This is a genomic window from Streptomyces durmitorensis, from assembly GCF_023498005.1.
GTDB classification, from domain to species: Bacteria; Actinomycetota; Actinomycetes; order Streptomycetales; family Streptomycetaceae; genus Streptomyces; species Streptomyces durmitorensis.
On record NZ_CP097289.1, the window covers coordinates 8,332,755 to 8,346,903 of the forward strand.

11 protein-coding genes and 1 pseudogene are annotated in these 14,149 nt (G+C 71.3%); 4 read left to right on the top strand and 8 right to left on the bottom strand.

The window, feature by feature from the left end:
- Positions 1–5 precede the first annotated feature (5 nt).
- Positions 6–1,907, bottom strand: coding sequence for a rhamnogalacturonan lyase (locus M4V62_RS37330; RefSeq protein WP_249591608.1), 1,902 nt, complete (start codon positions 1,905–1,907; stop codon positions 6–8).
- A gap of 363 nt (positions 1,908–2,270) precedes the next feature.
- Here M4V62_RS37330 and M4V62_RS37335 point away from each other — a divergent pair, with 363 nt between their 5' ends.
- The 4 genes from M4V62_RS37335 to M4V62_RS37350 all read left to right on the top strand — a co-directional run bounded on the left by M4V62_RS37335 (position 2,271) and on the right by M4V62_RS37350 (position 5,998).
- Positions 2,271–2,804: a SigE family RNA polymerase sigma factor gene (locus M4V62_RS37335; protein ID WP_249591609.1), complete on the top strand. Its 534-nt coding sequence runs from the start codon at positions 2,271–2,273 to the stop codon at positions 2,802–2,804.
- Complete coding sequence (locus M4V62_RS37340) at positions 2,804–3,673, top strand: hypothetical protein (protein WP_249591610.1); 870 nt, start codon at positions 2,804–2,806, stop codon at positions 3,671–3,673. The genes M4V62_RS37335 and M4V62_RS37340 overlap by 1 nt, the downstream gene beginning before the upstream one ends.
- 108 nt (positions 3,674–3,781) lie before the next feature.
- Positions 3,782–4,624, top strand: coding sequence for a pectate lyase (locus M4V62_RS37345; protein WP_249591611.1), 843 nt, complete (start codon positions 3,782–3,784; stop codon positions 4,622–4,624).
- Between the two features lie 135 nt (positions 4,625–4,759).
- Entirely contained in the window at positions 4,760–5,998 is a 1,239-nt protein-coding gene (locus tag M4V62_RS37350) for an MFS transporter (RefSeq protein WP_249591612.1), read from the top strand.
- Here M4V62_RS37350 and M4V62_RS37355 read toward each other — a convergent pair.
- The 7 genes and pseudogenes from M4V62_RS37355 to M4V62_RS37385 form a co-directional block, all read right to left on the bottom strand.
- Positions 5,919–7,034, bottom strand: coding sequence for a pectinesterase family protein (locus M4V62_RS37355; protein ID WP_249591613.1), 1,116 nt, complete (start codon positions 7,032–7,034; stop codon positions 5,919–5,921). The genes M4V62_RS37350 and M4V62_RS37355 overlap by 80 nt on opposite strands.
- A gap of 80 nt (positions 7,035–7,114) precedes the next feature.
- On the bottom strand, positions 7,115–8,413 hold the full coding sequence (locus tag M4V62_RS37360) for a pectate lyase family protein (protein WP_249591614.1): 1,299 nt from the start codon (positions 8,411–8,413) through the stop codon (positions 7,115–7,117).
- Positions 8,414–8,415: 2 nt separating this feature from the next.
- On the bottom strand, positions 8,416–9,234 hold the full coding sequence (locus M4V62_RS37365) for a rhamnogalacturonan acetylesterase (RefSeq protein ID WP_249591615.1): 819 nt from the start codon (positions 9,232–9,234) through the stop codon (positions 8,416–8,418).
- Positions 9,231–10,595: an ABC transporter substrate-binding protein gene (locus tag M4V62_RS37370; RefSeq protein WP_249591616.1), complete on the bottom strand. Its 1,365-nt coding sequence runs from the start codon at positions 10,593–10,595 to the stop codon at positions 9,231–9,233. Before M4V62_RS37370 ends, M4V62_RS37365 begins: the two co-directional genes overlap by 4 nt.
- Positions 10,596–10,666: 71 nt before the next feature.
- Positions 10,667–11,701, bottom strand: a pseudogene (locus M4V62_RS37375) (pectate lyase family protein); the annotation flags it as partial.
- Between the two features lie 29 nt (positions 11,702–11,730).
- Complete coding sequence (locus M4V62_RS37380; protein ID WP_249591618.1) at positions 11,731–13,284, bottom strand: glycoside hydrolase family 43 protein; 1,554 nt, start codon at positions 13,282–13,284, stop codon at positions 11,731–11,733.
- Positions 13,281–14,135: a DUF6807 domain-containing protein gene (locus tag M4V62_RS37385; protein ID WP_249591619.1), complete on the bottom strand. Its 855-nt coding sequence runs from the start codon at positions 14,133–14,135 to the stop codon at positions 13,281–13,283. Before M4V62_RS37385 ends, M4V62_RS37380 begins: the two co-directional genes overlap by 4 nt.
- Between the last annotated feature and the right edge of the window lie 14 nt (positions 14,136–14,149).

Consider the following 14,149-nt stretch of genomic DNA (forward strand, 5'->3'; position numbering starts at 1 on the left):
GCGGCTCAGGGAGTGGAGACCACCGGGCGCGGCGCCTTCGCCATGCCGGATCCAATGAAGAAGCTCGGGTGCGGGGGCTGGTTGTAGGCCGTGTTCTGCCAGGCGAGCGCCGTGCGGTACTGGATGTCGTGGAGCAGTGTGGTGATCTTCGTGCTGGTCTCGTGCGGGGTGGAGTAGATCCGCAGCGCCTTGTTGTCGGAGGTGCGCCACACGACTTCCTCGCGCCAGTCGCCGAGGATGTCGCCGGAGAGTGCCGGGGTCGCCTTAGTGCCGTTGTTGGACGCGACCGACGCCCCGGTCAGGAGGCGGGTCTCGCCGCCCGTGCCGTACTTGTCGATCCGGGTGCCGTCGAGGAGTTCACGGGTGGTGTCGCCGTCCCACCAGTTCACGAAGTTGACGCTGGACGGCTCGCGGCCGACCGACGCACCCGACGGTGAGCGCAGGGTGCTGTCCGCCGCGGACCACGACTCGGCGCCCGCCGAACCGGCGTAGATGTCGGCGGACACGCCCCGGCCGTTGTCGGAGCCGGACGCCGTGGTCCAAAGGCGCTGTCCCGTGCGGGCGTCGGCCATCCAGGAGCCCGGCTTGGAACTGTCCTCGGACACCTTGAAGTACTCCAGGCCGGTGCGGGACGGATCGAGGTCGCCGACGTGCCCGGCGTCGCCGTGCCCGAGCTTGGTCGTCCACAGGCCGCTGCCGTTGTCGTCGACGGTCATCGCGCCGTAGACGATCTCGTCCTTGCCGTCGTCGTCGACGTCCGCGACCGACAGGCTGTGGTTGCCCTGACCGTCGTAGCCCTTGCCGGTGTTCGTCGAGGAGTTGGTGTCGAAGGTCCAGCGCCGGGTGAAGGCTCCGCCACGCCAGTCCCAGGCGGCGATGACGGAGCGCGTGTAGTAGCCGCGCGCCATGATCAGGGACGGCCTGCTGCCGTCGAGATAGGCGGTCCCGGCGAGGAAGCGGTCCACGCGGTTGCCGTAACTGTCGCCCCAGGAGGCGACGTTGCCGCGCGCCGGGACGTAGTCGACCGTGTCCATCGCGGCGCCGGACCGGCCGTCGAACATGGTCAGGTACTCGGGCCCGGCCAGGACGTAGCCGCTGGAGTTGCGGTGATCGGCGGACGAGCTGCCGATCACCGTGCCCGCGCCGTCCTTCGTGCCGTCCGCCGTCTTCAGGGCGACCTCGGCCCTGCCGTCACCGTCGTAGTCGTACACCTGGAACTGCGTGTAGTGCGCGCCCGAGCGGATGTTCCTGCCGAGGTCGATCCGCCACAGGCGGGTGCCGTCCAGCTTGATGCCGTCGACGACCGTGTTGCCGGTGTAGCCGGACTGGGAGTTGTCCTTGGCGTTGGTGGGCTGCCACTTCAGTACGAAGTCCAGGGCGCCGTCCCCGTCGAGATCGCCGACGGAGGCGTCGTTGGCCTCGTAGGTGTACGCCACGCCGTCCGGTGTCGTGCCACCGGCGGGCGGCGTGATCGGCACGTCCTTGTACCCGGCGCGGAACTGCACCGCGTGCACGGAGTCGCCCTGCTCGGTGCCGTCGACCACCGCGCGCACGGTGTAGTCGGCGCTGTTGGGGGCGCCCGCGTGGAAGTAGTTCGTCGAGCCCGTGACCGGCGAGGAGTTGACCTTCGTACCGCCCCGGTAGACGTTGAAGGCCACGTCGTCGTCATCGGTGCCGAGCCAGCGCCAGCTGACCAGATTCCCGGCGTCGGTGTGCACGCTGACCACACCCCGGTCCAGCGCCTCGGCCTGCCGGGTGGTGGCCGCGGAGGAGGTGGACGACAGAGCGATGAGCCCACCGGCGGCGAGGGCGCCCGCGACGACAGCGGTGATCAGGACCCGGCCACGGGCCCGCCGCCCTCTTCGTCCTCTGCGGCGGCGGCTTTCGGCGTACGGATGCTCGGCCATGGGGTGCTCCTGCGGGGAGAGAGACAGTGCCTCGACTCAGTCGCCGCAGGACGCACGGAAGGTTGCCGCTTGTACGAACTCTTCGCGGCGGGCCGTGGACACGTAGGGGCGAGGCCAGGGCGGAGAAGTGACTTTCCGTCAGATCGAGCGTGGTGACGACCACATCCGCATCGTGCGGACCACGGGCCGGGCCGAGGCGAACCGGGCCGGATGGCCCCAAACCGCCTGGCTCAGACCTGATTGGGGTTCCGGACGTTGTTCGATCTCTCGCACGGACGTTGCTATGCTCGCGCACCGCACTCGGCGGCACGGGGGCCACCAGCGCGTGTGCAGAGCCGCGCAAGCACAGAAATGAGGTCACCCGTGGGGACAGCCGTCGATGACGCAGCCGCCGCGGAGTTCCATGACTTCTTCGAGCGGCACTACGCCGAACTCGCCCGCCTCGCGCACATGCTGACCGGCGAGAAGGACGCCGCGGACGACCTCGCGGCGGACGCCCTGGTCGCGCTCTGGCACCGCTGGGACCGGGTGCGCGCCGCCGATCACCCGGCCGCGTACGCCCGAGGTGTCGTCGCCAACATGGCGCGCAGCCGCATCCGCAGCGCCGTCCGCGAGCGCCGCCGCGTCGCCCTGTTCTGGGGGCAGCGCGCGGAAGGCGTCGACGACCCCGACGTACCGGCGGTCGTCGACGTCCAGGAGGCGTTGCGTACGCTGCCGTTCCGTAAGAGAGCCTGTGTGGTCCTGCGGCACGCCTTCGACCTGTCGGAGAAGGACACCGCGCTCACCCTCGGGATATCGGTCGGTACGGTGAAGAGCCAGACGTCCAAGGGGATGGCGGAGCTGCAACGGCTCCTGGGAGACCTGGCCGCGTCGCAACTCGTGGGAGGGAGGCAGTGATGGACGACGTACGCAAGCGGCTGCGCGATGCCGCGGCCGAGCACCGCCCCGACCGGGAACGGATGCTCGCCCGGGTCGAGCGCGGCATGGAGCGTGACGCCGCCGACCTCGGCGCCCCGCACCGCGGCAGGCTGCCACGGCCCGCCCCCTGGCTGCGGATCGCGGGCGCGACGGCCGCCGTTGCCGGAGTCTTCGCGCTCGGCGGTTACGCCGTGGCCTCCGTCGTCCAGGGCGAGGAACCGCCGCCGAGCACCGTGGGCACGCCGCCCGCCCCCGACTCCACCTCCGCGCCGAGCCCCTCGGCATCCGTACCGGACGACGCGCACGCCAAGTCGAGCCCGCCGGCCGAGCCCACGCGCCCGTCAGGCAAGGAGACGAAGGGCGCGCCGGACACGGGCAAGGACGAGGACCGGCCGTCTGAGAAGGCCGATCCGTCGCCCCCCACGCAGCGCGTGGCCCCGGACGCCAGGAGCGTCGAGGACGGCTACCTCTGGAGCGACGGCTCCATCGACCCGCAGAGCAACGACTTCTGGGCGCAGAGCACCCTCACCTTCAAGACCGGGAAACCGCTCACCGCGCTCACCGTCGAACTGCGCGTCGCGCAGACCGGCGGCGTCGCCGACGCGGGCAACTGGCGCTCCCTGCCCGCCGACGACTTCACCATCTCCGTACGTCAACAGGGCGGCGAGCTGGTCTACCGCTGGACGCTGAAGGCGGGCCGGACCGTCCCCGCGGGGGAGCACGTCTTCGCGGGCCAGTACAACCACGCCGAGGGCGGCAGGGACGCGGGCGAGGACACGTACGCGGCGGAGGCGACGGCCTCGGGCCGGAAGGCCGCGGTGCGCGGCGACTTCGCCCGCACATCCTGAGACCACCGAGGCATCCAGGGGAGAAAATCCCGCAGGGCGGCAACCTTCCGCACCCGGGCGGAGACCAGCAGACGCAAGGTCATCCCCCCCAGCGAAAGAGCGGTCCCCATGACCACGCAACGAGCCGAACTGCGCAACAGCCGCAAGCGCCGCCTCACCCGCCGCCGCGCCGTGGGCGCGGCGGGCGGCGCGCTCCTGCTGACCGGCGCCACCCTGGGCGCCAACGTGCTGCTCTCCCCGGCGGGAGCGGCGACCGCCGCGGCCGACTGGCCCACCCCCACCGGCGACAAGGCCGTCTCCAAGACCATCGAGGTGTCCGGCACCTACGACGGCGCACTCCAGCGCTTCTACGGCAGCGGAGACCTCGGCGGCGACGGCCAGGAGGAGGGCCAGGACCCCATCTTCAAGCTGAAGGACGGCGCGGTCCTGAAGAACGTCGTGATCGGCTCCCCGGCCGCCGACGGCGTGCACTGCTCGGGCAGCTGCACCCTCCAGAACGTGTGGTGGGAGGACGTCGGCGAGGACGCGGCCAGCTTCAAGGGCACGTCGACCAGCTCCACGTACACCGTGACCGGCGGCGGAGCGAAGAAGGCCGACGACAAGGTCCTCCAGTTCAACGGCGCGGGCAAGCTGAACATCACCGGCTTCCAGGTCTCGGACTTCGGCAAGCTGGTGCGCTCCTGCGGCAACTGCTCCAAGCAGTACAAGCGCACGATCACCATCAACGACGTGGACGTGACCGCACCCGGCAAGTCCCTGGTCGGCATCAACACCAACTACGGCGACACGGCGACCCTGAGCAAGATCCGCATCCACGGCGACAGCGACAAGAAGATCAAGCCCTGCATCCGCTACACGGGCAACGACTCGGGCGACGAGCCCGACGAGACGGGCAGCGGCCCCGACGGAACGTACTGCAAGTACAGTGCGTCGGACATCAGTTACCAGTAGCCGCGGAACCCCGAGCCGCCAGTGACCCGCGATTTCTGGAACATCTCCCTGACACCGGCGGCGAGTGATTGAGTCGACTCATGGATCGGTGCCCCATGCATCGGTCCTCGGGATCGAGGCTCAGGGGGGACCCGCTTGCTCCGCTCGCATCTGACGGCCGCCACGCTGCTCAGGGTGTCCGCCGAAGGGGCCGCGACCGCCCTGGTGCTCACCGTGCAGGCGCGCACCGGGGACGCGGCGAGCGCCGGGTTCGTCCAGACCGCGATGACGCTTCCGTACGTGCTGAGCGGGCCGGTCATCGGCCATGCCCTCGACCGGACCGACCGGCCGCGCCGCCTCGTGATCGCGCTGGCGTGCGGCTATGCCGTCGCGATCGCCCTGCTGATGATGTCGGCGGGGCGCTCGCCGCTGGTGCTCGTGCTGATGGTGGCCGCCGTGGTCGGCTGCGTCGAGCCGGTCGTGGCGGCGCTCACCAGCCTGCTGCCGAGGTTCGTCCCCACCGAACGGCTCTCGCGCGCGTACGGCCTGGAGGCGTCGAGCTACAACGTCGCGGCCATCGCCGGGCCGGGACTCGCCGCGTTGGTCGCCGCGTTCGTGGGCGGGGGACAGGCCGGGACCGTGACCGTGGCCGCCGCCGTGCTCGGCCTGCTCTTCCTCCCTCTGCTGCGGATCCCGCCGCCGGAGGCCCGGCCCCCTGTCGCGCGCGAGCGGACGCGGACCGGTGTCGCGCAGGTCGTGACGGGCGGGCTCTCGGTCCTCGGGAAGAACCGGGTGCTGCGGGCCCTGACCGTGTCGACGATGTTCGCCTGGTTCGGGTACGGCGGGTTCGCGGTGGCGGCGGTGCTGCTCGGCCAGGACATCGGGGCGGGTCCCGCGGCGGGCGGGCAGCTCATTGCCTTCTTCGCCGTGGGATCCCTCGTGGGGACGCTGGCCGCGTCACGGTGGCTGACGCCCGGCAGGTCCGAACGGGCCATCATGGCAGGCCTGTTGGGATTCGGCACGGCGGTCGCCGCCCTGGCGGTGGTGCCGTCACTGCCCTGGGCGTGGGCCGTCTGTGTGGGGGCGGGCCTGGCCGAGGGGCCGCTCTTCGCCGCCACGCTGATGCTCCGTCAGCGCGAGTCGCCGCCGGACCGGCTCGGGCAGGTCAACACCACCGGCGGCAGCCTGAAGATCGGTGCGTCCGCCGGTGGTGCGGCGCTGACCGGGGTGTTCGCCGGTCAACTCGGTGCGGATGGGCTGATGCTGAGCATCGCCGTGTTCCAGTTCGTGGGGGCGGCGCTGTGGCTGTGGCTGCTCAGCAGCGGTCCTTCCGTACCGGCGTCCAGTCCCTCAGGTAGGCGGCGCGGGTCGCGGACCCGGCCTGGGCGCGGGTGAGTTGGGGCCGGTTCGCCGGGACCGTCACGGCCGCACCCGGCCCGGTGTTGCGGTACTCGGCGAACCGCTGGTCCTGCCAGGGATGGGCTTCCCGCATGTTCGCGTACGGGCTCACCGCGTCGATGCCGCGCCCCAGATGCGTGTCGCGCACCGTCAGCATCGGGCGGGCCGTCGTGTCCGAGGTGGGGACCCAAGGGCGGGCCAGCTTGTAGTACGCGTCCGGGGCGCCGCTCGTCACCCGGCTGCGGACGACCAGGTAGCCGCGCGGGTTGGCGACGGCGGTGGACGGCGCGAAGACGAAGCCGTACGGCGCTGATGCCAGGTCGCCGCGGGTGAGCGTGTGGAAGCGGCAGTGCTCGAAGACGGCGGTGGCCCGGCCGAAGACGAAGTCGACGTCTCCCTCCACGTAGCAGTCGCGGAAGTACTGGCGGGCGAAGGCACCCAGGTCCGCGGTGTCGGCGTAGAGGGTGTCCTGATGTCCCAGGAATCGGCAGCGGAAGAACGCCGAGCGGTCGCCCGTCACCTTGAGGGCGACGGCCTGGGTTCCGGTGTAGTCGGGGTGGTCGGCGCGCAGCCAGTCGTTGGCGAACGTGATCGCGTGGGCGGTGAAACCGGCGGCCCGCACGGTCGTGGTGGCCGAGCCGCTCGTGCCGTACGTGCCGGACCCGTCGGGCTTCGGAGTGCCCGCCGCGTTGTCGTACACGATCACCGTGTCGCGCGGGTCGCCGCTCGCGCCGACCAGCGTGAGCCCGGCCAGGGCCTCCGGCACGGTCACCGTCTCGCGGTACGTGCCCGGGGCGAGGACGAGCGTCCAGTCCGTGCCGGTGGCGGCGTTCACGGCGGCCTGGACGGTGGTGTGGTCGCCGCGGCCCGCCGGGTCGACGTACAGCGTCCGACGGGTGGGGCGGGGTGCGGCGGCTCGCGCGGGAGAGGTGTGGCCGACGGCCAGGGCGGCGCCGGCGCCCGCGCTCGCGGTGAGCAACGTGCGCCGGCTGAAGCCCGCTCCGAGGGGGACGTGGGAGTGGTGCGAGGGCATGGCTGATCCTTCGCTGTGCGGCTCGGTGAGGAGGTGAGGAGGTACCGGGGGAGGGGAAGAGGGAGGGGGAGGGAGAGGGGTCAGCGGCGCTTGCCCGCGCCCGCCTGATGCGCGAGCAGGCCGGGCAGCTTGCGCGGGTCGTCCACCCGCGTCCGGAGGCTCGGCGTCCAGCCCGCACCCGACGCGAGGGTCTCCTCGGGCAGCTCCGCGTTGTGGACGGCGATGAGATCGACGCGCCTGCCGTTGACGTAGTTGGCGTCGGCGGTGACCGGCGCCTCCTTCCACTTCTTGAGGATCTTCGCGGCGCTGACCCCGTCCGGAAGCGTGAACGCGTTCTTCTGGGCGACCAGTCGGGACTCCTGGCCGATGCCGAACGAGTACTGATAGCCGCCCGCGGGGACGATGTAGTGGTTGTTGTAGGCGTCGACCTGCCCGAAGCGGACGCGCGGCGCCCGCTCGACGATGTCCCGGAACACGTTGTGGTGCAGGGTGACCCGCAGCTTGCCGCGGTCCGTGGCGCCCGCGCTGTCGCTGTTGCCGATCATCAGGGTCTTGTCGTGGTCGGCGAAGACGTTCCAGGAGGCGGTGACGAGGTCGGCGCCGCGCACGACGTCCAGCTCGCCGTCGTGCTGCTGGTAGATCTCGCCGTAGTAGGACGGCAGCGAACTGTCGGGGTGCGCGCCGTCGGTGAACGTGTTGTGGTCGACCCACACATGCGTCGAGCCGTGGACGACCATGCTGTCGTACTCGGAGTTCCAGGCCCCGGTGGCGCCGTCCGTGGGATCCCACTGCGGGAAGCAGTCCAAGGGGCTCTCCAGCGTGAGATCGCGGACGACCACGTTGTCCACGCCCTGGATCTGCAGGCTGCCGCCCGTGATCCCGGCGTTCCTCCCGACGCCCACGATGGTCGTGTCGGCCGGGACGTACGCCTTGATGGCCGCGCCCTGCCGGGCCGCCGATGCCGCCCGCAGGTCCTCCTGCGCGCCGCTCACCGGAGTGTCACGGCCCCACACGGCGGGGTCGTAGTCGGCGAGGTACCGGTCGAAGTCGTAGCCATCGGCCTCGAACGCGGCGCAGCCCGCGGCCGTCGCGTTCAGCGTCCCCTTGACCTTGATGACACGGGGAGCCCCGGGGTCGTCGGCGAGCGCGGCCCGCAGCTGCCCCCAGGTGGTGACCGTGTAGGTGTGCGCTCGGTCGGCACCGGCGCCGCCCGTGGTCCCGCCGTCGGCGGACGCCCAGCCGTCGCGGGGCGGCAGCACGTCGCGGGCGCCGGCGGCCGAGGCCGGGGCGCTCGTGACGGCCACGACCAGGGCGGTGCACCCCGCGAGCAGGGTGAGAGATCGGCGGACAGCCCCGCGCCTCGTTCTTGTCGTCGTCATCGTCACGGTCCTTCCGGCCAGGTGATCCAGGAGTCGGGTATCGCGTCGTCGAGCCGTCGCACGTCACGCGGCGCGAGCACCCCGCGGTGCAGCAGCTCGGCCGCCACCAGGCGGGCCACGGCGATCGCGCCCGGTGGATTGAAGTGCGTGTTGTCCTGCTCGGTGGCTGTCCAGTTGAAGTAGGCCTTGGTCGCCTCGACGCCGAGCTTCTGCCACAGGGCGAGCGACAGGGCCTGGACGTCGAGCAGCGGCACGCCCTCGGCCTCGGCGAGCGCCCGCATCGCCGCCGGGTAGTCGCCGTGGGTGGGCAGCGCGGTGCCGTCCGCGGCGAACTTCCTGCGCTCGACGGCGGTGGCGAACACCGGCCGCGCGCCACGGGACCGCGCCCCGTCGACGTACTGCTTCAGGTAGTCCTGGTACGTGGACCACGGCTCGGTGTAGCGCGTCGGGTCGGCGGTCTTCTCGTCGTTGTGCGCGAACTGGATGAGGAGCCGGTCGCCGGGTCTGATCGCCTCAAGGATCACTGCGAGGCGGCCCTCGTCGACGAAGCTCTTCGAACTCCGGCCGTTCATCGCGTGGTTGGCGACCCTGACGCGGTCGTGGAGGAAGAAGGGAAGGGCCATGCCCCAGCCGGTCTCGGGGGCCGCGTCGGTGTACTTCTGCGCGGCCGTGGAGTCCCCGGCGATGTAGAGCGTGCTCGCGGGAGCGGTCTTCGACGAGCGGGCGAGGGCGGCCGGGGCCGCGGCCGCCGCGAGCGGAAGGCTCGCGAGGGCCGCGACCGCACGGCGTCGGCCGACGCCGTGCGCGGGGCGCGCTGTCACTTGTTCTGGTCGTTCCACTCGGCCTGAGCCTTGTTGAGCTGCTCGGCGAGGGTGTCGAGGAAGTCCTTCGCGGACATCTTGCCGAGCAGGACCTTCTGGTAGTTCGGCTCGTTGTCGGCCTTGCTGATGGTGTTCCAGTCGGGCAGGTAGTACGGCAGCTGCACGATCTTCAGCGAGCCGTCGTTGAGCGCGGCGGCGGCCAGCTTCGTCGGCTCGGCCTCGTTCACCCAGGCGTCCTTGGAGGCCGCGGTGTTGGCGGGGATGGCGCCCGCCGACTTGTTCCACTTGCTGTTGGACTCGTGCGAGGCCGCGAACTCGATGAACTTCCAGGCCGCGGCCTTCTTCTTGCTGGACTTGAACAGGCCGAGCCCGTCGACGGGGTTGGAGACCTGGACGCGGACGCCCGCGTCCGTCGTCGGGTTGGGCAGGCCGCGGAACTTGCCCTCACCGAGCGCCTTCACATGGTCCGTGTAGGAGCCGAGGTTGTGGCTGAGCATGCCGATCTGGCCCGTGTCCCACTGGGCGTTCATCTTCTTGAAGTCGTTGTTGACGTCGGCCGCGGGGGTGTTGTTCTTGTAGAGCGCGACGTACTTCTTCAACGCCTCCACGTTCTTGGGGTCGTTGACGGTGGCCTTGTCGCCGTCCCAGAACGATCCGATGCCGGACTGGCCGTACGCCGCGTCGAGCGCCTGCGCGATGGAGCCCTCGCCGCCGCGAATGGTGTACCCGAACTTGTTGTCGTCCTTGGCGGTGAGCTTCTTGGCCGCCGCGTAGAACTTGCCCCAGGTGGTGGGGGCTTCGAGGCCCGCGGCCTTGAACAGGTCGGTGCGGTAGTACAGCACGCCGTTGCTCGCGGACGTCGGCACCGTGAAGAGCCGGTTGCCGCCGCCCGCGGCCCGGACGCTGTCGATCATGCCCGGGTTCAGCTTGCCCTCCAGGGAGCTCTGGCTCAGCCGGTCGTCCAGCGGTTCCAGGGCGTCCTGCGCGGAGATCCCGGCGAGCATCGCGGCGCCGACACCGCCGACGTCCGGCAGGCCGCCGCCCTGGATGGCGGTGTCGTACTTGGACTGGACGCTCTCGGCGGGGATCGGCACGTACTTGACGTGGATGTCCGGGTTCTTCGCCTCGAAGTCCTTGATGATCTCCTTCCAGACGTCGGTGCGGACACCGCCGTTGTTGTCCCAGAAGGTGATCTCGCCCTTCCCCGAACCCTCCTTGCCCTTGTCCCCGCCGGCCCCGCTGCCGTCGTCGCCACAGGCGGTGGCGGTCAGCGCGAACGCGGCGGTGAAGGCGACGGCGGCCACCGCGCGACGGCTTCTGTTTCTCCTGCTGTTTCTGTTTCCACGGATGGTGAAGTTCATGGTCGGCTCTCTTCTCCAGATGTACGGGTGTACGTGTTCGGGTGGTGCGAGGTGCTGTGGGGTCAGGGGGCGATCGCCTTCTGCGGCCCGGAGAACTTCTTCACCAGGCGGGGCACGGCCGCCGCCGGGTCGAGGTCGTAGGCGTAGAGGTCGCGCGGTTCGAAGGCCGCGCCGTGCGTGTCGTGGCGCCCCGTCGTGTTCTTCGTGATCGAGCCGCGCTGCACCAACTCGGCCGTCTCGTCGGCCTGGTAGGGGTGCTGGACGTCCTCGTAGAAGCTGTTCTCGATGACCATCTTCGTCTTGCCGCGCGCCCAGTTGCCGTAGGTCCACACCGGGTCGCCGTCGGTGACCTGCGCGGACACGTAGTTGTTGTAGAGGTGCGCATAGGCGCAGTTGTCCGCGGACGGATTGCGCTGCTTGGTGCCGCTGAACCAGTTGTGGTCGATGGTCACCTGCGTCTTGACCTGGTCGGTCCAGCCGATGCCGAACGCCTTGTTGTGGTTCTCGAAGCGGTTGTACGAGACGGTGACGTACTCGCTGTCCTTGCGCAGGTCGATCAGGCCGTCGCCCATGCGCGTGAGCCGGTTGTGGTCGATCCAGACGTGGTCGACGGAGTCCATCTGGATCGCGTCGAAGTCCTGCGTCTTGCCGTCCCAGTCGCCCTCGACGTACGAGTCGCGGATGGTGAGATTGCGGATGATGACGTTGCTCGTGCCGGGGTTCAGGTGCAGCTCGCCGTGGACGATCTCGCCGGACGTGCCGACGCCGACGATCGTCTTGTCCGACGCCACCACGATGTCCGAGCCGAACGGCTCGACGGCCACCGTGCCCTTCACGCGGATGACGTAGGGCTCGGCGGCGCCCGCGTACCTGGCGAGCGAGGCCCGGTCGGTGACGGTGACGACCTTGCCGCCCGCGCCCCCGGTGGTGCCCCCGGCCAGCGAGGCGAAGCCGTGCGCGGTGCCGGAGAGACGGTCGTGGGACGGGGCCGCCGAGGCCCGTGCCGGGTCGTGCACGGTCGTCAGGCCGAGGACGACGGCCAGCGCGGCCACCGCGGCGAGGGCACGGGCCCTCAGGCGTCTCGTGCTGTGCAGGTGCTGCTCCATTGCGGCTCCCAACAGGCGTACGGGAAGGGTCAGTCGGTGGTGGTGACGCGGAAGTGTGTGAACAGCGCCGTCCCGGCCCCGTTCCGTCCCGCCGGGGCCGTGGCGAACAGGCCGAGCAGCGCGCCCACCCACCGCCACGGCGTCGCGGCGAAGACCTGGCCCGAGGGGCGGAATCCGTCGCCGGTGTCGGCCAGGAAGCGGCAGCGGGCGCCGTCCGCGATGTCGATCCGCAGCCGTGCGGTGCCGTCCGGGGCCGCGCGCGGATGCTCGGCGTCCCGCTCCCGCTCGGCGACGGACTCGGCGAACCGGTGGACGAGCCGGACCGTCCCCGTGACGTCACGTTCGAGGCCGATCCAGCTGAAGGCGTCGCCGAGCACGGCGAGCCCGGCCCTGGCCTCGGCCGCCGTGCCGTCGAGCCGCAGACCGACCTCGACGGTGCACGGCGCGAGCGGGAGCCGCTGGGTCAGGACATGCGGCAGGCGGCGCAGGTCGTGGGCGTCCGCGGAGCGCACGCAGGCAAGGCGCAGACCGTCCGCGGCGTGCGAAGTGGCCCAGCCGTCACGAGGGTTGGCGGACCACTGCCACTGGCGGCCGTGGCGCCCGCCGGGGAAGTCGTCGTCGGTGGCGGGCGCGGACACGGGCTGCGGAGGCAGACCGGGCTTCTGGTGTACGTCGACGGGGGCGCCGCCGTCCCCGATCACCGGCCAGCCGTCCGTGCCCCAGCGCAGCGGCTGGAGGTGGACGACACGGCCGTAGGCGCCGCGCTGCTGGAAGTGCAGGAACCAGTCGTCGCCGGAGGGGGTGCGCACCCAGCCGCCCTGGTGGGGGCCGTTGACGGCGGTGTCGCCCTGCTCCAGGACGATCCGTTCCTCGTAGGGGCCGTGGAAGGAGCGTGAACGGAAGGCGCCCTGCCAGCCGGTCTCCACCCCGCCGGCGGGAGCGAGGATCCAGAACCAGCCGTCGTGGCGGTAGAGCTTGGGCCCCTCCAGGGTGAACCAGCCGGGGATCCGGTCGGCGTCGATCAACACCCGCCCCTCGTCGAGGAGTTCACGCCCGTCAAGGCTCATGCGGTGGCCGGTGAGCCGGTTCTTGACGCCGGAGCGCGACTTGGCCCAGGCGTGCACGAGATACGCCTCGCCGCGCTCCTCGTCCCACAGCGGGCAGGCGTCGATGAGACCCTTGCCCTCCTTGACGAGGTGCGGGGCGCTCCAAGGGCCACGTATGTCAGGGGAGTTGACCTGGAACACACCGTGGTCGGGGTCGCCCCAGAAGATCCAGAACCGCCCCTCGTGATGCCGGATCGACGGCGCCCACACCCCGCAGTCGTGGCGCGGCGCGGCGAACGACTCCGCGGGTTCGAGGCGATCGAGGGCGTGCCCGATCAGGGTCCAGTTCACCAGGTCGCGGGAGTGCAGCAGCGGAAGGCCCGGGGCGCGCCCGAAGCTGGACGCGGTGAGGTAGAAGTCGTCGCCGACCCGGACGACGTCGGGGTCGGACCAGTCGGCGGCGAGGACGGGATTGCGATAGGTCCCGTCACCGAGGTCGCCCAGCTTGTACGGGCCCGCGGCCCGGGGCGCGGTCACGCGGTCACCGCCTTGCGGACGAGCCCGGCGGCCTCGGCCCGGCTCGGGCGGCCGTCGGCGACGACGGTGACGACGCGGCGTACGACGGTCGCGCCGGGGCCGATCGGCAGGCGCCGCGCGTGCGCGAGGGAGGAGCCCACACCCGGATACTCCGCGGTCCGCACGAACCACGGATCGAGCCGCGTCTCGGGCGTCGCCCCGGCGAAGACGAGGGTCCAGCCCTGGCCCGCGAGAGCCAGCCAGTCGGCAGCGGCGCCATGCACGGCGGCCTCGCCGTCGGCGTCCGCGGTGAACACCTCGGGGGCCTGCCGCTCCTTGGGCGCACGCCAGAAGAAGCCTCCGTAGGCGGCGCCGGAGCGGCCGTTGGTGGCGGGGCTGCCGAGGGAGATCTCCGCGGCGGCCGGGTTGGTGAGGGAGAAGGTGAAGTCGAGGGCCCAGGCGGAGGTGGTGAGGGGTGTGACGGCGACGGTGCGCCGCTCGCGAAGGAGCTCGCACTCGCCGTCGAGCCAGCCGATCTCCTCGACGAACCCGTCGGGGTCGCGCAGCTTGAACTCCAGGTGGCGCTGTTCACCGTGGTTGTCGAGTTCGGTCGGCCCCTGGTCGCGTACGTAGGTGCGCCCGCCCCAGAAGTTGCGGCCCGCCGCGTCGGGCACGGCGACGCCCACGCCGAGGTGGTGGGGGTGGTCGGCGGGGCCGTACTCGGTGACGGGGAGGCCGCCGAAGGTGCGGACGGGGTGGAGGTAGGGGCGGGGCGCGAGCCGTGCGTCGGCCGAGGGGTGGATGACGTAGCGGCCGACGGGGCGGCCCGAGCAGCGCAGCATGAGCGCGGTGTCGGTCGCGGTTCTGTTCATGGCGTTCTCACCTC